Raw genomic sequence first — 25,378 nt, forward strand, 5'->3', positions numbered from 1 at the left:
ACCGGTAAGGTCTTTGCCCTCACGCAATTGCGCTAAGGCAGCTTCCATGTCGAAGTTTGGTTTGGTCATGTGTCATCTCGTTTTTGCTTAGTTTATCGAAATGACACAGAATTCTGAACACTACCGCACAAATTCATCGCTCTGTGACCTGGGGTTTTATTGATTTTGTTAACGGCAACTGTAACAGAGCGCACTACTGTGTATTCCTGCATGTATTCCAATAGCAACATTAATAAAAACAAATCACCAAATATCAAAGCAATAGCATGTCAATTAAACTTCCCCCAGCTCCACCAAACAAAATAACCCTAAGCCTTTGGCTTGGGTTTTTTTGTTTCTGGGGTGGATGAGAGCCCCCGTAAGGGTTCGCCAAAATGCCGGGAGCATTTTGGTATCAAGGCGAAGCCGCAGACCCGAAGGGCGAAAGCCAGGGACGGCTTTCGTAATCCCCCAGCTCCACCACATTCAAATAAAAAAGGCGCTACCTTTCGGTAACGCCTTTTTGTTCATAACCCGTAGGTAAGGCATTGCCTTACGTTAATGCATCATTTGGTTTTGATGAACGTCGCCACTATTCTAGCTTTAGCTCTTTCACTAAGCCTTGCACTTCTCTAGCTATGTTTAGTAATTCATTTAGTAGCTGAGAGTTCACATCTAATTGCCCTTCATACTCTGCCAGGTTACGCGCATTATGGCATTGATCCAGAATACGGCACTTTACCCTATCCAGTGCTAGCCTATGCTGTAAACACTGGAACACTATGTAACGACTATCTGCACGATAGCCATGCCAGCGTAACGCTGCTAAAGAAAAGGTATATGCTGCTCCATAAGCCAGCATAAACTGGCTATCTTCACTTAGCTCTTTAAGCGATGCATCGTTTAATTTGTTATCGCCTGCCCGCAACATGCCAGCAAATTCAACTTCGTCAAACGGCTCTAATTTTAACTGGTTTATTCTTACTAAATTTTTTAGCGCTTCCATGTGGGCTCCTGCAGTGTTAATCCTTTAACAAATCCAGTCTCGCCTGTGCCAATACTTTAGTCAAAAAGTTTTGGCCTTCGGCTATCCGGGCTGCAAACTCTTTGGCTGTATAAATAGTGGGGTTTATAGTGCGTTGCAACTGTTCTTCGGCGGGCTCTAATAATTGTAGTATGTCGCTATAGCTAAGGTTTTCACCAACTAACATAACATCCACATCACTGTCTGCATGCTCTGTACCCTTAGCAATAGAGCCATAAATAAAAGCTTGTTCAAGCTGTCCCAGTATAGGTGTTAACGCGTTTTGCATTATGGCGACAACACCAAAGGTTTTTTTGACAATCGCAATTAGCTCACTCGCTATGGGCGAAGCTTTGTTAGCTTGGTAATGGTTTTGGTTGCCCTGCTTTTGCATTATTAACAGGCCTGCATCGGTAAGCTTATTCAGCTCGCGGCTTATAGCGCCACGCCCCATATCTGCATAGCGCACTATTTCATTCAAATAAAAGCTTTTATCTGGCTGACCAAATAGCATAGCTAAAACTTTCTGTTGTGCTTTGGTAAAAAGCGCATCACCAATTGTTGTGTTCACTCATAACACCCCAACCAAAAGACCCATTTTGGGTACTATAAGACCTAAAATGAGTCTTGTCGAGCTAAGTTACACAACATGACCAGAAGACCAAAACGTAATTAAAGCCATGAATTTCGACTCGAAGGAGCGTGACGGAGAAAGCTCTAAGGCCACGCCAATGAAGCCAGAGCAGTTTAGAATACGTGAGCTTGATAAGCGAATTCGCGACATTGAGATGGAAAAAGACATATTAAAAAAGCTACTGTAGATTCAAATGGTCAATGCAACAGATTCACTATAATACAGGTTTGCATGAGGACTTCTGATGAAACGAGCTACCCAGTAAAGAAACTGTGTACGGTGTTCAATGTTCACCGCAGCAGAGCAGAGATGGTGACCGCTCAAGATGTACCTTAAAGCCGTTATCGCGCTGGGCGTCTGATGGAAAGGCTTGGCCTTATTAGCTGTCAGGCTCAGCCACACTTACTCCACTGGTGAAATGTTAGCTAAACACGTCACCTTGAGAGATACAAGGTAAGGCATTGCCTTACGTTAAAACATTGCCGGGAGCATTTTGGTATCAAGGCGAAGCCGCCTTATTCCGTTAAGGTACCGTCTCGATAGTCTCGCATCGCTTGCTCTAACTCTGCGTGGGTGTTCATAACAAAGGGGCCGTATTGGGCAATGGGCTCGTTAATCGGCTTGCCACTTAAAAGTAAAAAGCGGCTCGCTTGGTTTGCCTGAACGGTTAATGTACTCCCTTCTGACAAGATGCTAACAGCGTCTAAGGGGGCCACCTCACCTTCTATGGTTAACTCGCCTTGGTAGCAATATACAAACGCATTATGCCCTTCGGGGAGTTCAACGCTTAACTGTGTGGCTTGTTGCATGTCAACGTCAGCCATAATAGCTTCGGTACTTAACCCTTGAATGGCTCCTGAAAATTCGGTGTCGGCCATTTGCAGGTTGCCTGCAATCATTTTTACCTGGACGCCCTGGCGAACCGTTTGCCATGGCATACTGCTACTGGGCACATCTTGGTAACTGGCCGGTAACATTTTTTCATGGCTAGGTAGGTTTATCCAAAGTTGAAAGCCACGCATGCGGCCTTCTTCCTGCTGTGGCATTTCGCTATGAATAATGCCTCGTGCAGCATTCATCCATTGCACATCACCAGAGCGTAAGTCGCCTTTGTTTCCTAAGCTGTCTTGGTGCAGCATATGGCCTTCCAGCATGTAAGTCACCGTTTGAAAGCCCCTATGCGGGTGCTCTGGAAAGCCTGCAATATAGTCGTTGGCATCGTCTGAGAAAAACTGATCAAGCATTAAAAACGGGTCGAGCCTTGCTACTTGGCTTTGTCCAAGGCTGCGCTTAATTTTAACACCCGCACCATCACTGGCAGCACGGGCAGAAATGACCTTTGAAATTGTGCGTTGCATACAAATAACTCCTTTAGGACTGTTTGCTGACTATAAGGAGCAGCTTACTATCTATTTTGTCGTTATAAAATGGCGTTTATTCGCACGGTTCGTTCGAATAATTAGATAGGTCGAGAACAGTAAGGTGGGCGTTTTGCTCTTCTGGCATGGGTATTACTTTTCATTAGAATGGGAGCCGTAGGGGCTTTTTCGCTGTAACTTGCGTTGCAAGGTACGGCGATGCATATTCAGTGCACGCGCTGTTGCGGAAACATTGCCCTTATGTTTTAGCAACGTTTGCTGAATAAGTTCCCACTCCAACGTTTCCGGAGCAAGTGGCCTCAGCTCTACTGATGGCACACACTGTTTTTCTACTGCATGGTTTAAGCTGTCAAGCAGCGTATGTATTTCAACGGGTTTGCTTAAATAGTCATCGGCGCCATTTTTCATAGCATACACAGTCGTGGCAATACTTGCGTAGCCCGTTAACACAATCAAACGGGCCTGGGGCCAACGGTTACGAATGTCTGGAATAGCATTCAAACTCGAATCGCTTTCTAAATGAAGGTCCAACAGAACAGCATGGCATTTTGTGTTACTTGCTAAGGCACTGGAAATACTTTCATGTGGCTCACTGCTCCACTGATGCCGGGCCAGCCGGCGGGCCAATACTCGACTAAATGCGACATCATCATCAATATGGATAAGGTGTTTTTTTTGCATCGGCTTATTGGAGTGGGAGGCTCACTGTTTGTTTCAAAATAGGCTCTTGGTAATGCATCGCTAACGAGCCACCAAATCGTTCGAGTGTAGCGTGGCTTAACAAGGTACCAATACCCAGCCCTTGCGTACTTTTCACTGCCGTTTTACCAAGTTGTTGTAGCAGTGCTTCCGGAAAACTCACTACTTCATTTTCTATAGTGAAAATCCAACAGTGTTGGTGTTTCGAGGTGTCAATCCAACTGTGCACCTTTACCCAAGGCTCTTTTGCACTATTATTTTCAATCGCATTACGAAGTAAGTTTAACAGTGCCGGCAACAAACTGTAGTCGGCATACATTACTTTATCGCTGTGCTCATCCAGCCCGAACCAGCGTACGTGTGCCTGTGGAAACTGTAAATTCAATTGGTTTTTTAATGTGTGCAGTATCGAAGCGACTTTAAAGCTCTCTGCACGCTCTTGATAAATGGCTTGTGTCGTTCGCCTTAAGTCACCTAATAGGTACTTCATATGCTGTAACGGTGGTGCAAGCTCCGCTACTTGCTGTTGAGAAGCGTCACCGGTTTCTGTAATTTCATCAACCCAAAGGCTCAACGTATTTAACGGTGTAGCGAGCTCATGCGTCATTTGTACTGTTGCCGTTGCCAATGCAATAACCTGCTCTTGTCGCAACTGCTCTTCTCGTAACCGTGCCAGTTCTGTTTGCTGGTCTGCTAAAGCATGCTTCAACAAATAAATAACCACAGCAAGAATAACAGATGCAAGTAAAAAACTAACCGACATGCCGGCATAGTGTGCCTGGTGCTCATGCGCACTAGTCTCTAGCCATAAGTCACCCACATAATAAAGTTGAAAAGCGAGCAAAGGCAGTGACGTAACTAAAGCTTGCCGCAAGGGTAACGCCAAATAAATAAGCGCAACTAAAATTAACTGTAGTGCATTGGCGGAGCTCATTGCGCCACCGGCCTTCGCAACCATAAGCCCCCATAGCGTAATGGCTAAACAAAATTGAACGATTAAAGCATAACGAAACGCGTGCGTTTCAAGCCAATTACTCGTGAACAGCGCACACGCTGCAGCAACGGTAAGCCACAACCATCCAGACGGCACTTCTGGGCCAACAAATACCAAGTAGCCACTGACAAAAGAACAAACAGCTACGCTGGCAATGAAAAGTACGCGAAGTAGGAAATTTATACGCTGCTCACTATTCTGCAAACTAGCTCCTTAGGGGCACTACAATCGATAACTGATATACAACCAACCACTTCGTCCAGGCTCCGGCACCTTCATCAAGCTTGGATAGCCTGCAATAGTACTGGCATTGCGACTTAAGTGCTCTGCGTATTGTTTGTCAAACACATTGTCGATACCTAGATGAAGCTGTAACTGTGCATTCACATGCCAAGAAGCATTCAAAGCAACAACAGCGTAACCGGACGTTTCCGTATTGTCTAAGCCAACAATCGTGCCTTGTTGCGGCGCAATACGCGACTGCGCCTGTGCCGCCCGGACTTGGGCGCCTAATTGCCAATGACTTAACTGGTAAGAAGCGCCAAACTTCATTTCTAATGGCGCCTGTTGAGCTAAAGGTAACCCGTCCGTTTTATTTTTCCCTCGGGTATAGTTTAAGCTCGCAGTGAATTGCAATACATCACGTATTTGCCATTTGGTGTCAATTTCAATGCCTTGAATTTGTGCATCAATGTTTCGGCTCAACTCGGTTGAAGGCGTTTGCTCTATTAAAATATAATCATCAATGTGGTTCCAAAAATAGCTCACCGCGTAACGAAGGTCATGGCCTGCCTGCGTCGTGGTGTCTTTCATCCAACCAATGTCAAACTGCCGTAGCGTTTCCGGCTTAATATATAGCGCACTCGCACTGGTTTCCGACTCGCGCCCACGGGCTATCATTTCCCAATAGTCAGGGAAGCGGCTAGCTTGCCCCGCACCGGCATAATAGGTGGCACTTCCCTTTTGCACTTCGAAACGCATAAACCCACTGTGTAATGTGTCCTCACGTTGTTCATTCGCTGTTGGATTTACTTGAGTTTGCTGCATATCAAGGTGGCTGCGCAAGTCTTCAGCACGCCAGCGATCAGCACGATAACCATAATAAAACCTATGCGCTTCAGACAATCTCGATTGACCTTCAATATAAAGACCCATTTGCTCAATTTTAGCGTCCGTAGTGCGCTTCTGCTCAGGCAAAGGGCGCATATTGACGTTCATGCTCATTCGGTCGCGGTGTGTACTTTGCATCCCATCAAAGCCAACCTCAACGTCATGCGAATACCATGGCTCAAAACGAACCCGCCCTGACACCCCCCGCGTATATCGATCCGGGTTATGCGCTGCAGGCATGATAACGCCAGCCTCAACCGCCGAAGTATTTCGTAATGAGTAATTATCCATTATATGGTCAATGTAACCGTAATATACCCGCCCCTGCATGTTGGCAATCAGCGTACTTACATCCTGGGACTGCCAAACCAAGGACAGGTTTTCACGGTAGAAGGAGCTACCATCCATCATACGGTCAGCATAAGCAGACTCTCCATCACCTAAGCCAACCGAAAGCGTTAACTCCTGTTTGTCGGTTACATACAGGCCCGCTACAAGCGCTGCGTGCCACCGTTCATAGTGCGAATGTACGTTTGCTCCCTCACCGTCTGCATAGTTGTCAGAACGAGCAAAGGTATAGTTACCACGCAAATAACCTTCATCCGTACCCGTTTGTAACTCAGCGTTGGTTTCTGCACGCCCAAAACTTCCACCGGTCATTGAAATGAAGCCGTGCCATGGTTGTTCAGTGAAATCAGGCTTATTGCGTTCAAAGTTAACCGTTGCCGCTGCTGCAGGAGGGCCCGAGGCCACATTGTAAGGCCCTTTAGTGACGCGAATGCTATCATAGCTTTGCGGCGACACATACGCCGTTGGCGGGTCCATCCGTGACTCACAGCCCCCCAGCAGTGGCATACCGTCACTCAAAATATTGATGCGCGAGCCCGCCAACCCACGAAATACAGGATCACTACTAGCTCCTCCTTTTCGAACCACCTGAAACCCAGTAATACCCTTTAAATAATCAGCACCGTCGTGTGCGGGCAGAGGTTGACGAGGCACTTTTGTATTTTCCACCACAACACTTGGCGATTGCATTACGGTGCCCGTTACTTGAATACGCTCGAAAGACTGTTTGCTTTGTTCTTTTGTTTCTTCTGGCTCTGCAGCAACCACAGAGCCAACATAAAGCATAGGAATGGTAAGATATAAAATACGTACAACCATGACTACATCCCAAATTAGGTACAAAGGTGCTGTATTTTACGAAATAAAAAAGAAAAGAAGATGTGACAAATTGTCGCAGGGGAGCGCCCACCCTATAAATCGTAAACTGCCTCTGGCTTTTAAAATGTCCGAGGCAAAGGCCTGCTCTTCACTACTTGCTTGTAGCCCTTAAGGAAGAATGGTAGCGACAGCAAGTTCAGTCTCAACACCTTCAGCTACAAGGTTCATACTTTGCCCAAGGGTTATAATCGATTGAGCTAGCAGAGCCTCTTCAGCTTCCACATCTAAACTCCTGATAAACATTCGGTCTACCTTTAACTCATCCAATGGCAGGCGTGTCAAATAGGCCAAAGAGGCATAGCCTGTGCCGAAGTCATCCAGCGAAATGGACACGCCTAGTTCCCGTAGCCTGTTCATTTGCTGTACAACAAAGTCTATATCTTCCGCAAGCATGTTTTCCGTGAGTTCAAAGCGGAGCTTACTCGCTGGTGCGCCCGTTTTATCTAGGGTTTGTTTTACTCGCGGCACTAGGACGACACTGCGAAATTGGACAGGACTTACATTGACAGATATGCGTAAATGTTGTTTGTCACTTTGCCCACGCCAAAGCGCCAGCTTTTGACAGCTTTGTTCTAGAACCCACTCGCCAATGCTGATAATGCTTCCTGTTGCTTCCGCTATGGGAATAAAGTCATTCGGGGGAATAGAGCCTATGTCAGCATGCTGCCATCTTTATGTTTTAAACTGAGTCGAGCAGGAGGGATCTCTTTGCGGTTCTCAAACATCCAAGCAACTGACTTCTTAACGTCGTCACGCATTTCTTCGGGAATAATAAGGTCGTATAGTGTTTTTTCTAAAGCTCCATTAATGGAGTAGCCGTAAATTCTTTCCGACGCTGCATTCCAATAAACAACGGAACCGTCCATACGATAACCTTGTATCGACATGGACTGTGTGTCTTCAAAAAGCTTATGAAAACGTGTCTCATGTGTTTTATTGCTGGAAGTGTTCGTCATAAACAGTCTGTTGCTCCAAGCCCACTCTTAATTTAAATTCTTTGCCTTCCTTTTAAACACACCTGAAAATTGGAAAATGAGAAAGCCAACCAAAGAAAGGACGATGGCTATTTCGTAGCGGGAATAAGCCACTGAAACCCCGATAGCCCCTGTATTCCAAATACCTGCTGCTGTCGCTGTTCCATTGACACTGCCACTTTGCTTAAAAATGGCCCCACCCCCAATAAAACCCATGCCGGTAATTAGCCCGTACATCACCCTAGCTTCGGCGTCGGAGCCTTGGTACACGTCCATACCCACTAACATAAAAGCACAGGTAGCAATGGACACCAAGGGAAAAGTCCGCAGCCCTGCCCCACTGTCATGCAATTCGCGGTTGAAGGCAATGGGCAAGGCCAGTACAAAGGCTATGCCAATTTGATACAAGCTAAATATGATGAGCGAAATATCAAGCTCCGGCATAGGCGCTCCTTACTTTTACCCGTACTTACGGTTAAACTCTTCGTCGCTCATTACCAGGTAAATTATAAACTCGATAAAGGCAATAATGGATGGAATAAAAGTCCAGCAAAACAGTAAATATAAGACTCCTTGGCCAATGCGCCCCAAGTAAAACTTATGCACGCCTAAACCACCCAAAAAGAAGGCAAAGAGCGCTGCCGCTACTCTGTTTTTCCCACTTGCCGTAGTTGGCCCAAACACATTCGGGGGCGGGCTTTGACGCACACCACACTTGGGGCATATTTCAGCTTTCGCTTTAATAATTTCACCACACTCAGAGCAAAATACCTCGTCACTATTTTTCATTCTTCATTCCATTTTTTTGTTTTAGTTATTAGCCTATAACGGCGGTTTTATTTGAGCTACTAGTCTAATGTAGCACCGTTTTTTAAAAAACCGCAAACATTCCATAACGAACCTTATTAGTGACTATGTTAATACTCGAGCTCGTTTTCCGTCCCGCAGGCCCTCAAAAAACATGAGCAGCCCTACAACCACTAAAAACACAGTCGCCGAGCGCTCTAGCTGCGCCACGGAAAACAGCCCAGACGCTGCTTCTGCCTGGTGCAGCAAAAGCGGGTTTAAACGAGCCGTGTATAATGCAATACCCCCTAGCAGTACATTGACCACAGCATTCAGGAACAAACTCTTTTGACTCCATAATCGGGTTCGCAACTGCCATACGCTAGCCACCATGCCAAGCAAAATAACCGGGGTTGCCCAATAGAAAGCGGCTAATGCTTGGGCGCTAAACAGCATGGAGTGCGGGGACCATATAACCACGAGAAAGAAAATATAGCTGGCTAAGTTCATAAAGATATCGTGTAACTTTATATGTTGCCAAGCAGGCCCTACTGCCGGCAGTTCGGTTGGTTGCCAAGACTTAGAACAAGCCAAGGTGGGTTGTTTTTGCTGCCGCGACATCAACCAATAGGTAATTGTAATAGCAGTAAACGCAAAGTACCCTTGTTCAAGAAAACCTTGCAATACACTGAGCATAAACCTGAAAATGCTAAAGGTGTCATGGCTTGTCCAAGCCATTGCGCTGCTGAACACTTGCAATACAAACAATAAACCAAGCACTAAGCCCAATGTATTCTTGTACAGGCCCATATACGCCGTATGGATAAATGGGCTTGGCGGCACAAACTGATGCGCAACCTCGCGCGGATGCCCCAGTTTTTTTAATACCCGTGCTATTTCTTGATCCGTTAACTGACTCTGTTCAGACTTTATAGCGTCTAGCTCGTCAAGAATATTGGCCTTCAGTTCACGCCCTATTTCGTCACGTTTTTTCTCGGGTAATTCCCGTTGTACTGCTGCTATATATCGCTCCACAAGATTCATCATCTTCTCCCTTCGGCTGATTGGTTGGCCGAGGCTGTTTAGTCCATTATGATACGTTAGGCGTTGTTTGCTGCCCCATGGTCTCACTTAGTACATCTGTTAATGCGCTATTCAAGCCTTGCCACTCCTCAATTAAAGGAGCTAATAGCGTATGGCCATGGGCAGAAAGCTGGTAATAACGTCGCTCCCGGCCTTCTGCATGACGCCATTCACTTTCTAACAAGCCTTGATCGGCTAAACGCCGAACCAAGGGGTACAAGGTACCTTCGTCAATGTCTATTCCTTTTGCCTGCAGCTGTTGCCGCAAGGAATAGCCGTAATGGGGCTGCTGCAGTGAACTCAGCACCGCTAGCACCAACACCCCCCGGCGTAATTCCAATCGTATTTTGTCGAGTTGTGCCGCTGTCATGTTATTGCCCTTTTCGTTTCTTCGCTCATACTATGCGCCACATACTGTGCATCGCATAGCAATATACTAGACGCCGCACAGTATCAGTGCAAGTTTTTCTTTCTTCTTTAAACTGAATAAAGGTTGAACATGAGAAAGTTGTGGTAGACTAGCCCTGACTTACAAAATATCAACTAATAGGTATGGTCTTTTTCGAATATGCAGCACCACTGGTATAAAAAAATTAAACTTCGTAGCTTAATTTTATCTCTTGGGGTATTAAGCATATTATTGACTCTCGCAAGTAGTTACCTCGCTGCCTATAAAGTACAGCGGCAGCTACTTATTGAAAATACTCTCGAGTCAAACCGAGTTTATTCCGCCAAGCTTGCCAATGTTGCCGCAACCTTTGTTAAAACCAGCTTAGGCCATTTAGGCTATTCAGCCTCTATGTTGACCAACAATATGGATAACAGACAGCGTTTGACTGCCGAGGTGGAACGCTTACATAAGCAGTCGGGTCAATTTAACTCTGTCGTGGTCGTCGACAAAGAAGGTCGAATTATTGCGTCCTCACCTGCGGTGTTTGCCGAGAACAACCTGACTGTGTCCACACCCAGTGCTAGCCAGTCTTTAAATGCTAAACGTCCTTTGGTGACAGACCCCTTTTTATCGCCCGCTGGCAACTACCTTGTTAGTTTGTCGCAACCTATCTTTTCAGAAGCAGGCGACTATTTAGGTTACATTTCCGGTTCTATTTATTTAGAGAAACAAAACATACTCAACTTTTTGCTTGGTTCACACGACTACAAAGACGGTTCCTACTTATATGTGGTCGATCGCAATCGCACCATAATATACCACCCAGAGGCAAGCAGAGTAGGTGAACTTGTGTCCATAAACGACGCTGTTAATACTGTGACACAAGGCACCCATGGCGCTACCCCCATTGTCAATTCCAAGGGCATTGATATGTTGGCGGGCTTTGCCCCTGTAGAACTTGCTGGCTGGGGTATTGTGGCGCAGCGCCCGTTAACAGCAACACTAGCGCCATTAAATAGCCACATGAAGCAGGTGATATTGCAAAATAGCCCTTTAATTCTTCTAATTCTTTTAGGTGTATGGCTTGCTTCTACTCTAATTTCTAGACCACTTTGGCACTTAGCAAAAAGCACCAGCCCTCAAGACCCTACCCCTCGCCAACATATTAATGTCATTCGTGCTTGGTACTTTGAGGCAGCACAACTGAAGTCGGCCATTATCAAAAGCACGGAACTCCTTAACCAGCGTATTCAAGAACTCTATAACGACAGCCAAACCGACCCCATGACAGGCTTATTGAATCGCCGCGGCATGCAGCATGTATTAGAGCAATACGAGCTCAATGAAACACCATTTGCCGTGATGATGTGTGACCTAGACCACTTTAAAGTTATTAATGACACGTACGGTCACGACATTGGTGATCAGGTCATTATTACCTTCGCGGCACTCCTAAAGCAGCTTGATGTTGCAGGCATTACCTTATGCCGTAGTGGTGGCGAAGAGTTTATTGTGCTCATTCCGCACAGCACAAAAGCAGAGGCTTGCACCCACGCCCAGTCGCTACATGCACACTTAGCTCAAACCAGCTTGCCGCTAAATGCCCCTGTTACCGTGTCGATTGGCGTAGCGGAATGGACGGGGCCTACAGACACAGTGCATAGTGTTCTTAAAGTAGCAGACCAAGCCTTATACAAAGCCAAGGAACAAGGTCGAAATACCACTGTCAGCGCTTAACATAGTGAAAAGTAATTCACTCTACCTAACCCTATTTAACGCCCAAACCGCGCCAGCTGCATTTCTTGTAAGCGGCTATACGTCCGTTGAAACGGGAATAACAAGGCACCCTGTGTATAGAGTTCGTCCAACGGCACAGCAGCATTGATATAAAGAGGAACGCCCCGGTCGTAGCACTCGTCTACCAAGGCTATAAACCTTCGCACGCCGTCGTCTTTCCGCGACAACTGAGGTAAGGTGCGGTCCCCTGCTTTCACTTGCATCACACCGTCTTCGGTACCACGCGCTATATGGGTGGACTTTGAGTCACAGGTGAGCTGCGGCAGCTGGTCTAAAAAGATGGCGCTGAATTGATCGCACAACGCAATAAAGTCAACGGCAGCAAGTGGCTGCTCGCACAAGTCCGAATACTCACACCAAAGGATATGTTCGCTCCGTTGTTGCACCGTTATAGCAACCGGGCCCAGTGTGAGCTCAGGGCCTTGCAACAGGTGCTCTTGCTGCTTTTCCACTGCCTCATAAAACTGCTGGGCAAAGGCGTCCGCATTGTTCACCCAATACTTCTGTAGCACTTCACCTGGGTGCAGCCGATGGTCTTCCCCGCCATCTACGGACAGGACCTGCATATGCTGCTTGAGCGCTGCAATGGCTGGTAACAAACGCTCGCGGTTAAAACCGTCTTCGTAGAGCTGGTCTGGGTGTTGGTTGGAGGTGGCCACCATAACTAACCCTTGTGCAAACAACTCTTGCACCAAACCACTAATCAAAATAGCGTCGCCAATGTCACTCACAAACAACTCGTCAAAGCACAGTACCTTAACCTCACTGGCAAGCTCGTGAGCTAAAACGGTGAGCGGGTTTTCCTGCCCTGTTAACTGAAATAAACGCTGGTGCACCCAGCGCATAAAATGATGAAAGTGTTGGCGCTTCGCGGGCACTGCTAAGCTTTCATAAAATCGGTCCATCAGCCAGGTTTTACCCCGCCCGACTGGGCCATATAAATACACACCCTGTACTTGTTCATGGCCTGAATGTAATGCTTTATAGCAAGCCTGCAGGCTTTTAACCGCGGCTGCTTGTGCTGCGTCTGGTTTAAAACCACTCGCCAGGGCCTGCTGGTATGCCTCAAGCGGGCTTAGTTTCTCCGTTGAGGGCAAGACAGAAGATGTCATAAAATCAAATATTCCTTTTTCATATGAACAACGGGCACACGGGAATGGGCCTATGGTACACAGAACAACACCAAAGCCAACCAAGGGTACAGGCATATGGGGGTGAAAGTATGTTAAGTTGAGCCTGCTAAATCCTTCTACTTTTATTCTTACGGAGTCCGTGTGTCCCAAAAGCAAGAAACAACCCATAAGCACAGGCCTTGGGTACTCGCCGCCCTCATGTTGTTTATGATGCTGGCCGCTATGGATGTGACCATAGTGTCTACGGCAGTACCACAGGTTGTGGCTGACCTTGGCGACTTTTCTTTGTTTACTTGGGTGTTTTCTATTTACCTTTTAGCCCAAACCGTCACTATCCCCATTTATGGAAAGCTCGCCGATGTGTATGGCCGCAAACCTATTTTACTAACCGGCAGCGTTGTTTTTCTGATGTCTTCTGCCGCAGCAGCCGCTGCTTGGAATATGCATTCCCTCATTTTGTTTCGGGGCATTCAAGGGTTAGGTGCGGGGGCTATGGTGGCCACTATTACCACCCTCGCTGGCGATTTATATTCCTTGCGAGAACGGGCAAAAATTCAAGGCTTTTTGTCCAGTGTTTGGGGGGTTGCCGCGATAGCTGGCCCCTTACTTGGTGGTACTTTCACCGAGTTTATTTCTTGGCGTTGGATTTTCTTGGTGAATGTGCCCATTGGCATTGTGGCGATCAGCTTGCTCGTCGCCTTTCTGCATGAGCAGCGTGAACCAAAGCAACACCAAGTGGACTATTTAGGATCTGCCGCCATTTTAGCAGCCGTTAGCACCCTTATTTTAGCGCTATTAGAGGGCGGACAAGCGTGGCCTTGGCTGTCCTTCCAGAGCGTGGCCATTTTTACTTTGGCTTTGGTGTTTATTGCTTTTGCAGTGTGGACCCAGCGCCGAGCGGCCGAGCCTATTATGCCCGGCTGGCTGTGGCGGCGCCCGTCCCTCGCCGGGGCGAATATTTCCATGATTGGCATGGGCTTTATGGTCATGGGCCCCGTTGCTTACTTACCCACCTTTGCTCAGTCTGTGTATGGCGTGAATGCTATAACAGCTGGCTTGGTATTAGCTGTCATGAGCCTAAGTTGGCCCACGGCTTCCGCCTTGTCGGGCCGCTTATATTTGCGCATTGGATTTCGCAACACAGCGCTTATTGGCAGCAGCTTAGCCTGTACTGCCGCCCTGCTATTTCTCTTGTTGCCTTACCAAGCGCCCTTGTGGCGAGTTGCCGCTATTCAAGTGCTCATAGGCGCAGGCTTCGGCTTAATGTCCACTTCAACCCTGGTAGGCGCTCAGTCCTCGGTAGATTGGGGACGGCGCGGTGTAGTAACCGGAGCGAATATGTTTGCGCGATTTTTAGGGCAAAGTTTGGGGGTTGCTGTGTTTGGGGCTTTGTTTAATGCCAGCTTAAAGCGTGCAATTCAAAACCCACCGGCTCATTTACACACCAGCTTACCCGCTGAGCTCGACTCTATTTTAAGTGTGCTCAATACTGCAGGTATAAGCCTACCGGTTAAAGAGTACCTGCGTCAGGCCGTGTATAACGCAACCCACGACCTGTATACAGGCTTGTTTGTGGTGGCCACCCTCACGCTCTTTACCATTTGGGCCAGCCCGAAGCACTTTAGCTCTTAAGCTGGATCTGCTGGCGTCAATTGCTTACCCAGAATGCAGAACACCAAAGCTGCAAAACCCAGTACTGCGAAGGACAAAGGTAACCAAATAATGTGCGGGGTGAACAAGCTCACCACATAGCCTAAACCACCACCAATGCTAAACTGCATCACGCCCAGCAAGGCAGACGCGGTACCAGCGTTTTCTTTTACGCTGGCCATGGTAGCAGCAAACATATTCCCGGTAATAAAGCCTGTGGTTCCTATGCTCAGAGCAAGCAGTAAAGCGTAGCTCCAGAGGTTCACCTGGCCCCACTGAATAACGGCCGATAAGGCTAAACCGCAGGCGACAAAGGCTAGTAAACCTGCATACAGCAGCTGATTGGCGCTAAAGCGTTTGAGTAAGCGCATGTTCACCTGGCTCATAGCGATCATGGTGGCGGCATTGGCAGCAAACAAGAAACTAAACTGCGTCGGCGACAAGTTAAAACTGTCGATAAAGGCAAAGGGGGCGGAGCCCACATAGATAAAAATAAATCCGAAGGTTGCGCCTATGGCCATTGTGTAGAAAAAGAACCCTGGTTGAATGAGCTGACGAAGGTAGCCATGGATAATGGTCACCAGCGACAGGGGCACACGTTTTTCCACCGCCAGCGTTTCCGGTAAATGACGCATGGTCAGTAACAAGCTCACCGCACCAATCGCGGCCATAACCCAGAAGATCACTTGCCAATCGGCGTAGATCAACACCAAACCACCAATCATTGGCGCTAATATGGGCGCTAGCATCATCACTTGCCCTAAAATAGAAAACACCCGTGCCGACTCTTGTGTGTCACAGGTATCAGAAACCACAGCTCGCCCAGCTACCGAGCCTGCACTAGCCCCGAGCGCCTGAACAAAGCGTGCAATCAATAAAGTTTCAAAGCTATTACTGAAGGCCGCTGCAATTGAGCCAATAACAAACAAAGCCAAACCGCCAAGCAAGGGAGCTTTGCGTCCGAACCGGTCCAGCAAGGGGCCATAAATAGCCTGCCCTACCCCTAGACCAATCAGAAAGACAGTTAATGTTTGCTGTACTTGGCCAACGCTTATTTCTAGTTTTTCAGCAACCGTTGGAAACGCAGGTAAATACATATCAATTGCGGCCGCAACTAAAGCACTTAAAGAAGCTAGTAAAATAATGACCGCAAAGGGCAAGTTGTTTTTAGGGATGCTGGTTTTAATAATGAAAATCCTTCATGACAAAAAGCCAGGCAAGTGCCTAGCTTTAGAAACGGTTCGTTCTATCAACGTGGTTTTGGTACGGCCCGCATAATACGCTTTCCGCGCTTTTAGCTCAAGAACTAAAGCCGTACAAAGCTTAGAAGTGAACTTTCACCAAAAGGTTCATGTTCGACTCGTTGGTACGGAAAAATGGATTGTCAGCAATGCCGTACTTGTTGCGCCAATACACATATTCAAGGCCCATATAAAGCGGCTGAGACAGTCCCAGCAATGGGTGAAGACCCCATTTCAGTTGTATGTTGGTATTGAAGCTTGAACGCTGATCAGCGGTGGTATTCGTCCAGTCAAAAAAGCCATCAAACAAAAAGCTTTGTTGGCCCAGCGCAAATGGCACAGCCCAAACACCGGTTAATTGCCAGTTATTGGTTTGGTGGTCATTCACTCGACGGTAGGCATTCAGTTGTGCAAATTGAAATCCAGGTACGCTGAAATCGGCTCCCACGCCATATAGAAAATTGGTTTGTAACTCGGACATTTCCACCGTAGTACTCAAAAGCAAGTCATCTACAAAGCCGTAGCTGTAGCTTTTTCCTGTGAGCTTCGACGCACTTAAGCGTGGCGCCCATTCGGCATAGTTACTTCTGCTTCCATCGGTTTCGCGCGCGTGGTCAAGAAAGAAAAAACTGTCGCCCCAGCTGGTCGCTGCAGCATGCTCTATGGTGTACACCTGCTGAGTCGGTGTTCCTACACGGTAATGATGACCTTTCAAATACGTTACACTGAAATCCTGCCATAGAACCTCAGCACTGAGTGGTAGAGCTGCCGAGCTTGCGATAACACCCGCCATAAAACAAAAAGAAACATGCTTACTACTTTTATTCATCTTATACCTTGAATTGATTTACCAATACACGCAAATGCTCTGCTCGCTGCTGGAGAGCGCTAATAGCTTCAAGCTGCTTCTCTGCATCCATATGGATTGTACTTGCACTATCTGAAATAGACTGTGCCGATTTATTGATATGTTCGACAACGGAGCCTTGTTCTTCTGTAGCGGCTGCTACTTGGTGGTTACTCGAGCTTATATTGTCAAACTTTTCTTTAATGCTCACAAGCCCTAACGCCGATTCTTTTGTACTTATTGCTACTCGTTGGCTATTCGCAGTTCCTTCATCTATCGCTTGCGTTGACTTATGTGCTGTTTCTTGAAGGTGCGCAACTTGGTCCCGAATCTTCAAGGTAGAGTCTTGTGTTCGTTTCGCTAAATTACGAACTTCGTCAGCCACAACCGCGAAACCTCGCCCTTGCTCACCCGCTCGTGCAGCTTCAATAGCGGCATTTAACGCAAGTAAGTTGGTTTGCTCGGAGATGTCGTTAATCACCTCAACCACAGAGTTGATTGCTGCGGCTTGCTCTGCAAAGTCCATAATAGTTGACTGAATAGCGCTCATAACAGAGTTAAGCTCCTGCATGGTGCTTGATGTTAGCTCCATCCGGTCATTAGTCTGATGCGTTTCCTCTACTGCATTTTCCGTGTCTGTAGCTGTTTGCTGAGCAATGCCTGTCACTTCACGGATGGTTTGTCCCATTTCGGTAATAGCGGTAGCGACTAAATCCGTTTCAGCTCGCTGTGCATCCGTCGCATTGAACGTATTATGTGCAAGCTCTGCAAGCTCTTCTATGCTTGCCTTCATTTCTGCTTCTGTGTTCTGAATTTCTGCAACGAGTTCTCGGATACGTTCGAGAATGGCATTGAAACCTTTGGCTAGCTGCCCTAGCTCATTATCGTGGTTGTCATCCAGCCGATTCGTCAAGTCCCCACCAGCGCCTGACATTTCTACCAGACGATCTCCAACTCGGCGTATCGACTGACTTAGTGAGTTTGCAAACAGGACAGCTAAAAATACGCAAATAATCGCCAGCACAATACTGATAACAACAGAGAATGACACTGCGCTATTGATGGTACTGCTTATTTCACGTTCTGGTTGCACTGCGACCAGCTTTAACCCAGTGTTTGAAATCTGTTGAGTTGCAATATAAGCCGACTCACCACCGACTTCAGCCTTTATCAACGAGAATGCTTGTTCCCCACTTTGTTGCGTATGACTAATCGAAGCATAAGCATTCGTACCTCCCAACATACGGCCAGCATAAGAGTTATTAGGGTGAACAACTATTTGATTGTTCTGATCAACAACAAACAAATAACCATTTTGGCCCAACGTATGCCCTGTGACCATTTCAGTCACATCAGACACATCGATTCCTATCCCTGTTACCGCGGCAATCTTGCCGTCTAGGTAAACAGGCATATTGACAAACAAAGTGAGTTTGCCAGTACGTTCATCGCGATCAAGCGTGACTAAATTATATGGCTTCCCATCGACAATGGTATAAAACCAGTCATCACGCTCATCGCTTCGTGAAACCTGCTTATATATGCCTGCATCTGTATAATATTTTTGGGTTTTTGCCGAAACCCAAAAAAGAGTGTCTGCATCCGCATCTTCCTTCTGTTGCTTGAAGTATTCCATTACGCTACTCGACAGGCGAGAGCTCTGCTCGCCTTCACGCACCCATTCTTTCAGCATGCTATTTTGAGCCATATATTGAGCTGTATATATAGCGGGCATAAGTTCATTGCGAACTTCCTCAGCGATCCGTCCAACGCTATTCGGTATATACTCCGACTCCGTTTGTTCATAGTACAAACCAGAGAAGTTATACACATTCACAACTGTGGACACTAAGGTGAGTAACCCGAGTGATATAGCTGTAAAAGCAATAAATAATGTACGTAAGGTGTATTTGTTCATGGTATTACTCACAATTAAAGGACGAGAGGCTTAAAAATTTTACTCGTAAACTCTTTATCGGGTTGCATTCAACAGACTTGAAGAAAAACTCTTTTTAATGTGCAATAAATGGGCAAAACTTAACTTGCTTTCCTCCTGCATTTTTTGCCTCGTACAAACGCTCGTCGGCACGGCGAATCACATCTTCCGGTGAGTCTCCTGGTAATAAAGGAGCCACTCCAAAGCTCACCCCTAAAAACGGGTGCGGCCGGGAACTGAATTCATGGGGAATTTCTAAGCACTCAATATCATGAATCATACTTAAAATGGCTTCCCGCTGCGCTTGTGTGTCACTAACCGGTAGCAACAAAGCTAGTTCTTCGCCACCATAACGGTAAGCATGTCCATGAAACTTACTATTTAAGTAACCGGCTATGGTTTGTAAAGCCACATCACCTGCTTCATGACCGTAGTTGTCATTAAATAATTTAAAGTCGTCAATGTCGCCAAGCACTAACCAATAATGACCTTCTTCACGCAGGTGATTGCGTAAATCACGGTCGAACGAGCGCCTATTTAATAAGGAGGTTAACCCGTCTAAGTGAGCTAAACGGTCCAGTTCTTTATTTGCTTCTTCAAGCTCTGCGGTACGCTCCTTCACTTCATGCTCTAGCTGCTCTTGCGCTCGAATAAAACGGGCTGCAACGGTTCGGAATGCTTGCAGAACCAGCTCTACTTCACCCCGAGCATGCACTTTTTCTTTACTTTCTCGAACCACTTCGTTGTAGTTCTTTGCGTCTACCATGTTGGCAACCTTCGATAAATAGCGCAGGGGTTTTGACACGTCGCGCCGAATCAGCCAGTACACAACGACTAAAATAAAAAGCACAAGAATAACGCCACCAATAGTGAATTGCAGAGGCGCAATCAGTGCTTTACTGCGAATTTCCCCCAGTGGATATGCTGTGATATACCACCAGCCTGCATTCTCAATATGCTGCACAATTAATATTTGTTCGGAAAGAAAGCCATACACAACGGCATTTTCTTTCAGTTTATTCGCTGCCTCCAGGGCATGAAACATGGCCGTTGCTTGCGCGTCCTTATAGCTTGTCGCTTCACCAATAACCGGCACGCTTAAGCTTTGAAAACGAATGTTTGAAGCCCCTACCACTTCCCCTTTGCTGTTCAACACAAAGTGCTCTGCATTCGGCTTTGGCCGTGCTGTTAAGTTATTTATCAACCAGTCTAAACGCACATCAAAGCTCGCATTCACCAAGTGCTGTCCATCACGGTCAACGGGCTTTTGGTAAGTAAGCGTCCAATAACCTGCTGTGGTGTCGTGGTATAGCCCGGTCCAACCCGGCCGACGCTCTGGGTTTTCTGATTGCAATGTAGACTTCACCACAGAAAAGTCGGTAATGACTAGGTTCTTGTCGGCTAACAAGCCCCATGGGTGTTCTAGGGAGTATTGAATGAGTGCGTTTTCAGGCAATGAAAAATGCGTACCGGCCACTAAGCCTTCCCAAGCTGGGCCCAGTTTATTAAGTGTATGCTGCGCAGCAAGAATACGTAGTTTAAATTCTTGAGTTAAGGGCTGTTGGTGAGGACCAATAAATGAAGTAACCCCACGAAAATACCCTTCGTAAAAGCTGACTCCGTGGTAAAAGTCGCTTTTTAGGCGCAATACACCAGGCGACGTTTCTTCGTACCAAGCGTCGAATCGTTCTGCCCAATCCGGATGATCTAGAAAAATATCATAGCGACGTAAGAACTCTTTTTCTAAGTTTTCGGCATTTTTTTCAATATACGAAAGGAACAGTTGTGAGCGTTCAAGGCGGCTGTCGATGTCAAACTGAAGTGTTTGAATAATCGATGTTTTTGCACGCTCGTAAGTTAAGAAAAAATGAATCGTTGAAGCACATAAAAGGACTACACATGCCCAGCCACTAATTTGCAATAAAAGTTTAGTGGTAACGGTTTTTTTTGCCTGTTGCGCCCGATCATGCTTGCGTCTATCCATTGAGCCTGCTCAATGTGTGTAAGCCTTTTTATATTATTAGTCATACACAAACACATCACAACCTTTTTTCACGGGTGGAAATAACCAACTAAATGAAATGGACTGGTACCCGTTCGTAGCCACCTAATGGAGCAACTTCACGTATACACTGTAAACTGTCGTCTGCTCTCAGCTGGGGCGTTTGGCGTATCAGTTGCATAAGGACAATACGCAACTGCCACGTTGCTAAAACTTGCCCAGGGCACACATGTTTGCCGACACCATATACAAGGTTATTCGCAGCATGCCCCTTCGGGTCAAATTCGTTTTTTGCAAAAACAGACTCATCCCGATTTGCCGACGTCCAATTCAATTTAACTCGAGCACCAGCAGGTATATGGACGCCCGCAACATGCACGGGGCTTCGAGTGACACGGCGGTTCGAAACAAAAGGGCAGTCTATTCGCAACACTTCATTAATGAATTGCTCTTGCTGTTGTAATGAAAACTCTGCTATTTCAGAAAACAAATGGGGGTTGGTTTCCTTTGCTTGCACCAAGTAGGCCACCAAAACGCCAATGCAAAGAGCCATCGAGCCTAAGTCACCGCCTGTCCAGTTACGTAATATGGAAACAACTTCAGCCTCCGTTAACAACCGACCGTCAAGACAAGCCTGTTGCAACTTCTGAGTAACCGAAAGCGCTTCCTGCTTTTGTGCTGTGTGCTCTAATGCTGCCTTAATCATGTTGTCAAAGTCTTGCGCAACCTTTGCTTTCTCGTCATCACTCCCCGACCGCGTGGCTGCATGGTTGTTCTTCATCCACTGCAGAAGTGGCTGCTCTAAGTGACTAGGCCAACCAAGCCAGGCACATTGAGCCCGCACTGCAAACACAGCTCCTAAGTCGTTTACAGCGTCAATGGGTCCTTTTTGCTGCATCAGCTCTTGAACGAGTTCTGCAGCTATTTCTTCGAATACTGGAACAAAGGGTTGCAAGGCGGCGGGGGTTAAGAAGGTATCGATTAATGCTCGATAGCGGCTATGCTCTTCTCCATCTAAGCCGTTGGGTATTTGTAAAAAACGGGACACGGCACTAGAAAAGCGGCTATCGTCTTTTGCGGCTGCCACCACGTCCTTGTGACGCAGCAGCACCCACTCCCCTAAGTTGTTTTTCACCACTGCATGCTGGCTTCTTAGCTCGTCGGTAAAGGCCCTTAAGTCGCGGCCAACAGCTGAAAGGTCTTCAGGCATATGGTCTGGCATGCTGTGCTCCTGTACTTAATGGATTATTGGCTTAGCTCTTGTCGGAAGAATGTAAGGGTTTTGTCCCATGCGTCCTCAGCATAAGCTTGGTGGTACACCTCGGGGCGGGTGTTATTGAAAAATGCATGATCTGCATTCGGGTAAATATGGATGCTGACCTTTTTCCCTGCCGCTTTTAAGTCCGCTTCTAACTGCTTGGCGGCACTTGGCGGTACCGAGCTGTCGTTTTCAGCAAAAAACCCAAGCACTGGCGCTTCTAAGCTTGCAATATCTGGGGTTACGTCTGGGTGAATACCATAAAAGTTTACACACGCCCCCACTTGTTCATTACTGCATGCAGCAAACAACGAAAGCTGGCCGCCCATACAAAAACCGACGGTGCCTACGCTTTTACTGGTATTGCCTGCATGGCTTAATAAATACTGTACAGCGCCACGTAAGTCATTCGCTGTCCGCTCAATATTAATGGCCATCATCATGCGGCCCGCGTCATCTGGGCTGCTCGTCGACTCACCATGGTATAAGTCTGGAGCGAGGGCAATGAAGCCAGCAGCAGCAAAGCGGTCACAAATTTCTTTAATGTGGTCCACTAACCCCCACCACTCCTGCAACACAATGACACTTGGCCCCTTCCCACTCTCAGGTAAGGCTAAATAGCCTTGGCAAGTCCCACTCTGACTTTCAAAGGTTATCATTTCACCTTGCATTATAGACGCTCCTCATAAAGTAAACGCTTGAAATATATAGCTCTTACTTTAGCAGCTTCTTTATTTTTTGCAGCTGTGGCCTATCTTAACGCTAGACCCAGTTCGTCTTGGGCTATCAGGCGCAACACATAAGAAAGTTTAAATAAGCCGGCGAACACTATTTGCAGCATGTGCATAATAGCCACTGTTCGCAGCGGCAGCGCGTCACCTTGTATCCATGCCAGGTAAGCGGCTACAAGGAAACACAGTAACGTGAAAACCATAGCACTATTCGCTGCCATCAGAAGTTTGTTCGCTTTCGCCATAATATACATTCCTAATGTTTATTTATATTGCGCATTATTAATGTATATTAAGTAGAATTCAACCCCTAGCGCTGACGAAATTGTATGCAATTAAAAAAATATACCGACTATGGTCTCCGGGTTTTAATGTACCTTGGGTGCCAGCCAAAAGAGCACAGGGCCAATGTCCGCTTAATTTGCGAAGTGTTCAATTTGTCGGCTAACCATGTCAACAAAGTTGTACACCACTTAGCGAAGCTAGAGCTTATTGCAACCCGCCGGGGTAAACACGGTGGCTTTAGCTTAGCCAAGCCCATTGAGTCGATTCGACTAGACTATGTCGTGAGGCAATTAGAAGGTGATGAAGAATGGATTGAGTGTCGCACACCTGAGTGCGTCGCCCTGCCAGCTTGTAAGCTCAACAGTATTGTGGGGGAAGGAAAAGCTCTGTTTTACCAGCATTTAAGCCAGTTTACCGTAGCGGACTTAGTCGCAGACAATAAAACAGAGCTACAACAACTTTTTGTGGTTAACCTGCAAGCTTAGCCGCGAGCTTGGCAATATGCTCACCTTGGAAGCGGGCTCCATCAAGCTCGTTGTCGCTCGGTTGACGGCTATTGTCAGCACCTGCAATGGTGCTTGCACCATAGGGCGTGCCACCGGTTATTTCGTCCATACGAGTTTGGCCAGTAAAGCTATAAGGTAAACCCGAAACCACAAAACCAAAGTGTAATAACACAGTGTGGAAATTCAATAAGGTCGCTTCTTGGCCACCATGCTGGGTGCCCGTTGAGGTGAACACACCACCGACCTTCCCTACCAAGCTTCCGTTAGCCCATAAGCTACCGCATTGGTCGAGAAAGTTTTTCATTTGTGACGCCATCATGCCAAAGCGCGTTGGAGTACCGAAAATAACTGCATCGTAACGAGCCAAGTCAGCGGGTTTCGCCACCGGGGCTGCTTGGTCTTTCTTGTACCCTGAAGCGTCCATAACGTCCTCGGGAACTAACTCAGGTACCCGCATAATGTCCACGTCAGCGCCGCCTTGCTGTGCACCTTCTGCAACGGCCTGCGCCATGCTTTCGATATGTCCGTAACTGGAATAATATAAAACTAATACCTTCGCCATTATGTATCCTTCTTGTAATAGACAACCACTGCAGCACGTAACTTGCTTGTGCCATAGCTAAACGCCCGCATGAACCGCGCCAAAGGAACAGGCATGTACTGCCGCTCTGTTGTAGTTTGCCATGGAAGTAGGTCGTCATCCGGGTCATTGATATAAACAAAATAGTCATCCACCGATGTAATCAACACCCAATGAGGCGACTTCGTGCGATCAAACTGGTACATGCTGATCAAAGCAAGCACTAACTTTCCTTCAGCTAGGTCGGAGCGTAACCTTTCAAGACTGTAGGCAGCTTGAAACATTGGCACTTTTGCTAGTTTAAGTTTTTTAATGTCGTGCTTTTGAATACGCGCCATCACCTCACGCTTTTCCTGACTACGCACCGACTCTAGCATGACAGGCCCGGCTTGACTAACCCAAACCTCTGCCTGCAAGAAACGCTTAATTGCCGCCCCTGCTAAGCCATGTGGGCCACAACCACCGTGGCCTGAGGTCATAAATATCGTGGTCGCTTCACGCCATATCTCTAACTCTTCGTGACCAGGCTCTGCGCAAGGCAAGTTATAATAAGCAAGGGCCATGAGTAAGCACGCAGGTCCACAAGTGAAGCCGGTGGTTTGCGTCAAGAGTGGTACGACACGTGGCACGCAAGCCGTATCAAAAAAATGCAGCTGCTTTTGTAAAACCCATGCATCGGACAAGTCTTGGTAGTAAGCAGGCTTCAAGCGCAGCAACACATAGTTCCGTTGGCGGCAAAAATCTAGAACGGCTTCTTCTCGAATGCTCACTTCAAGCCTTAAAAACACGCGATGTTGATGACGAGCTTGTTGCTCTGCATATTCTAACAAAGCAGAGCCCAGACCCTGCTGCTGCCAGCTAGGGTCAATAACTAAGGAATAGAGGCGTGCCAACTGTGACCCTTTTCGGTACAGCAAAATACCATAGCCCACACATAACCAATGCTCACCAACAAGCACCTCTAACACAAACAGCGCCCCCTGCTCATGCTGAATAAAGCGCTTAAAACTACGGCGACTGATAACGTCGTAAGGTACCCCACGTTTATGAATAGACTGCAATGCATCGATATGATGCAGCTGGCCGGGAAGAATACGATGAACATATGCCATAGAGTGGCGCCTTCAGGCTT

At 47.0% G+C, this 25,378-nt stretch carries 26 protein-coding genes; 4 read left to right on the forward strand and 22 right to left on the reverse strand.

Annotation, left to right across the window (positions count from 1 at the left end):
* Nucleotides 1-571: 571 nt before the first annotated feature.
* Both CWE15_RS06660 and CWE15_RS06665 read right to left on the reverse strand, forming a co-directional pair.
* Entirely contained in the window at nt 572-985 is a 414-nt protein-coding gene (locus tag CWE15_RS06660) for a hypothetical protein (protein ID WP_126757317.1), read from the reverse strand.
* A gap of 16 nt (nt 986-1,001) precedes the next feature.
* Nucleotides 1,002-1,574 carry a nucleotidyltransferase domain-containing protein gene (locus tag CWE15_RS06665; protein WP_241971863.1) on the reverse strand — a complete coding sequence of 191 codons (573 nt, stop codon included), beginning with the start codon at nt 1,572-1,574 and terminating at the stop codon, nt 1,002-1,004.
* A gap of 109 nt (nt 1,575-1,683) precedes the next feature.
* On the opposite strand from CWE15_RS06665, the gene CWE15_RS11935 reads away from it, so the two are divergent.
* Nucleotides 1,684-1,824, forward strand: coding sequence for a hypothetical protein (locus CWE15_RS11935; RefSeq protein ID WP_157980726.1), 141 nt, complete (start codon nt 1,684-1,686; stop codon nt 1,822-1,824).
* A 328-nt stretch (nt 1,825-2,152) separates the two neighbouring features.
* Here the strand turns inward: CWE15_RS11935 and CWE15_RS06670 are convergent, their stop codons facing one another.
* From CWE15_RS06670 to CWE15_RS06715, 10 genes are all read right to left on the reverse strand, one after another.
* Nucleotides 2,153-2,995 carry a pirin family protein gene (locus CWE15_RS06670; protein WP_126757318.1) on the reverse strand — a complete coding sequence of 281 codons (843 nt, stop codon included), beginning with the start codon at nt 2,993-2,995 and terminating at the stop codon, nt 2,153-2,155.
* A gap of 153 nt (nt 2,996-3,148) precedes the next feature.
* Nucleotides 3,149-3,697, reverse strand: coding sequence for a response regulator transcription factor (locus tag CWE15_RS06675; protein WP_126757319.1), 549 nt, complete (start codon nt 3,695-3,697; stop codon nt 3,149-3,151).
* 4 nt (nt 3,698-3,701) lie between these two features.
* Nucleotides 3,702-4,913 carry a sensor histidine kinase gene (locus CWE15_RS06680; RefSeq protein WP_126757320.1) on the reverse strand — a complete coding sequence of 404 codons (1,212 nt, stop codon included), beginning with the start codon at nt 4,911-4,913 and terminating at the stop codon, nt 3,702-3,704.
* Nucleotides 4,914-4,931: 18 nt separating this feature from the next.
* Entirely contained in the window at nt 4,932-6,986 is a 2,055-nt protein-coding gene (locus tag CWE15_RS06685; protein ID WP_126757321.1) for a TonB-dependent copper receptor, read from the reverse strand.
* Nucleotides 6,987-7,154: 168 nt separating this feature from the next.
* Nucleotides 7,155-7,700, reverse strand: coding sequence for an EAL domain-containing protein (locus CWE15_RS06690; protein ID WP_126757322.1), 546 nt, complete (start codon nt 7,698-7,700; stop codon nt 7,155-7,157).
* Nucleotides 7,697-8,002, reverse strand: a complete 306-nt coding sequence (locus tag CWE15_RS06695) for a PAS domain-containing protein (RefSeq protein WP_126757323.1) — start codon at nt 8,000-8,002, stop codon at nt 7,697-7,699. Before CWE15_RS06695 ends, CWE15_RS06690 begins: the two co-directional genes overlap by 4 nt.
* A 27-nt stretch (nt 8,003-8,029) precedes the next feature.
* On the reverse strand, nt 8,030-8,464 hold the full coding sequence (locus tag CWE15_RS06700; protein ID WP_126757324.1) for an MgtC/SapB family protein: 435 nt from the start codon (nt 8,462-8,464) through the stop codon (nt 8,030-8,032).
* Between the two features lie 15 nt (nt 8,465-8,479).
* The gene (locus CWE15_RS06705) at nt 8,480-8,809 is read right to left on the reverse strand and encodes an NINE protein (RefSeq protein ID WP_126757325.1); all 330 of its coding nucleotides are present in this window, start codon (nt 8,807-8,809) and stop codon (nt 8,480-8,482) included.
* A 123-nt stretch (nt 8,810-8,932) separates the two neighbouring features.
* Complete coding sequence (locus CWE15_RS06710) at nt 8,933-9,853, reverse strand: HAAS signaling domain-containing protein (protein ID WP_198674986.1); 921 nt, start codon at nt 9,851-9,853, stop codon at nt 8,933-8,935.
* A gap of 43 nt (nt 9,854-9,896) precedes the next feature.
* Nucleotides 9,897-10,259, reverse strand: coding sequence for a PadR family transcriptional regulator (locus CWE15_RS06715; RefSeq protein WP_126757326.1), 363 nt, complete (start codon nt 10,257-10,259; stop codon nt 9,897-9,899).
* A 198-nt stretch (nt 10,260-10,457) separates the two neighbouring features.
* On the opposite strand from CWE15_RS06715, the gene CWE15_RS06720 reads away from it, so the two are divergent.
* Entirely contained in the window at nt 10,458-12,017 is a 1,560-nt protein-coding gene (locus CWE15_RS06720) for a sensor domain-containing diguanylate cyclase (RefSeq protein ID WP_126757327.1), read from the forward strand.
* A gap of 35 nt (nt 12,018-12,052) precedes the next feature.
* Here CWE15_RS06720 and zapE read toward each other — a convergent pair whose 3' ends face one another.
* A complete protein-coding gene (gene zapE, locus CWE15_RS06725; protein ID WP_126757328.1) occupies nt 12,053-13,189 on the reverse strand; it encodes a cell division protein ZapE in 1,137 nt (378 codons plus the stop codon).
* Between the two features lie 162 nt (nt 13,190-13,351).
* On the opposite strand from zapE, the gene CWE15_RS06730 reads away from it, so the two are divergent.
* Nucleotides 13,352-14,842, forward strand: a complete 1,491-nt coding sequence (locus CWE15_RS06730) for an MDR family MFS transporter (RefSeq protein WP_198674987.1) — start codon at nt 13,352-13,354, stop codon at nt 14,840-14,842.
* Here the strand turns inward: CWE15_RS06730 and CWE15_RS06735 are convergent.
* From CWE15_RS06735 to CWE15_RS06765, 7 genes are all read right to left on the reverse strand, one after another.
* Nucleotides 14,839-16,020, reverse strand: coding sequence for a multidrug effflux MFS transporter (locus tag CWE15_RS06735; protein ID WP_157980727.1), 1,182 nt, complete (start codon nt 16,018-16,020; stop codon nt 14,839-14,841). The genes CWE15_RS06730 and CWE15_RS06735 overlap by 4 nt on opposite strands.
* A 163-nt stretch (nt 16,021-16,183) precedes the next feature.
* The gene (locus CWE15_RS06740) at nt 16,184-16,930 is read right to left on the reverse strand and encodes a DUF5020 family protein (protein WP_198674988.1); all 747 of its coding nucleotides are present in this window, start codon (nt 16,928-16,930) and stop codon (nt 16,184-16,186) included.
* A 1-nt stretch (nt 16,931) separates the two neighbouring features.
* Nucleotides 16,932-18,866, reverse strand: a complete 1,935-nt coding sequence (locus CWE15_RS06745) for a methyl-accepting chemotaxis protein (protein ID WP_126757330.1) — start codon at nt 18,864-18,866, stop codon at nt 16,932-16,934.
* A gap of 94 nt (nt 18,867-18,960) precedes the next feature.
* On the reverse strand, nt 18,961-20,868 hold the full coding sequence (locus CWE15_RS06750; protein ID WP_126757331.1) for a diguanylate cyclase: 1,908 nt from the start codon (nt 20,866-20,868) through the stop codon (nt 18,961-18,963).
* 88 nt (nt 20,869-20,956) lie between these two features.
* Nucleotides 20,957-22,108, reverse strand: coding sequence for a cytochrome P450 (locus CWE15_RS06755; RefSeq protein ID WP_126757332.1), 1,152 nt, complete (start codon nt 22,106-22,108; stop codon nt 20,957-20,959).
* A gap of 23 nt (nt 22,109-22,131) precedes the next feature.
* Nucleotides 22,132-22,815 carry a dienelactone hydrolase family protein gene (locus tag CWE15_RS06760; RefSeq protein WP_126757333.1) on the reverse strand — a complete coding sequence of 228 codons (684 nt, stop codon included), beginning with the start codon at nt 22,813-22,815 and terminating at the stop codon, nt 22,132-22,134.
* An 80-nt stretch (nt 22,816-22,895) separates the two neighbouring features.
* A complete protein-coding gene (locus CWE15_RS06765) occupies nt 22,896-23,120 on the reverse strand; it encodes a hypothetical protein (RefSeq protein WP_126757334.1) in 225 nt (74 codons plus the stop codon).
* 84 nt (nt 23,121-23,204) lie between these two features.
* On the opposite strand from CWE15_RS06765, the gene CWE15_RS06770 reads away from it, so the two are divergent.
* Nucleotides 23,205-23,645: an RrF2 family transcriptional regulator gene (locus CWE15_RS06770; protein ID WP_126757335.1), complete on the forward strand. Its 441-nt coding sequence runs from the start codon at nt 23,205-23,207 to the stop codon at nt 23,643-23,645.
* On the opposite strand, the gene wrbA is transcribed toward CWE15_RS06770, so the two are convergent.
* Nucleotides 23,629-24,228: an NAD(P)H:quinone oxidoreductase gene (gene wrbA / locus CWE15_RS06775; RefSeq protein WP_126757336.1), complete on the reverse strand. Its 600-nt coding sequence runs from the start codon at nt 24,226-24,228 to the stop codon at nt 23,629-23,631. The genes CWE15_RS06770 and wrbA overlap by 17 nt on opposite strands.
* On the reverse strand, nt 24,228-25,358 hold the full coding sequence (locus tag CWE15_RS06780) for a GNAT family N-acetyltransferase/peptidase C39 family protein (protein ID WP_126757337.1): 1,131 nt from the start codon (nt 25,356-25,358) through the stop codon (nt 24,228-24,230). Before CWE15_RS06780 ends, wrbA begins: the two co-directional genes overlap by 1 nt.
* Between the last annotated feature and the right edge of the window lie 20 nt (nt 25,359-25,378).

It is taken from the genome of Aliidiomarina taiwanensis, from assembly GCF_003987015.1.
Classification (GTDB): Bacteria; Pseudomonadota; Gammaproteobacteria; order Enterobacterales; family Alteromonadaceae; genus Aliidiomarina; species Aliidiomarina taiwanensis.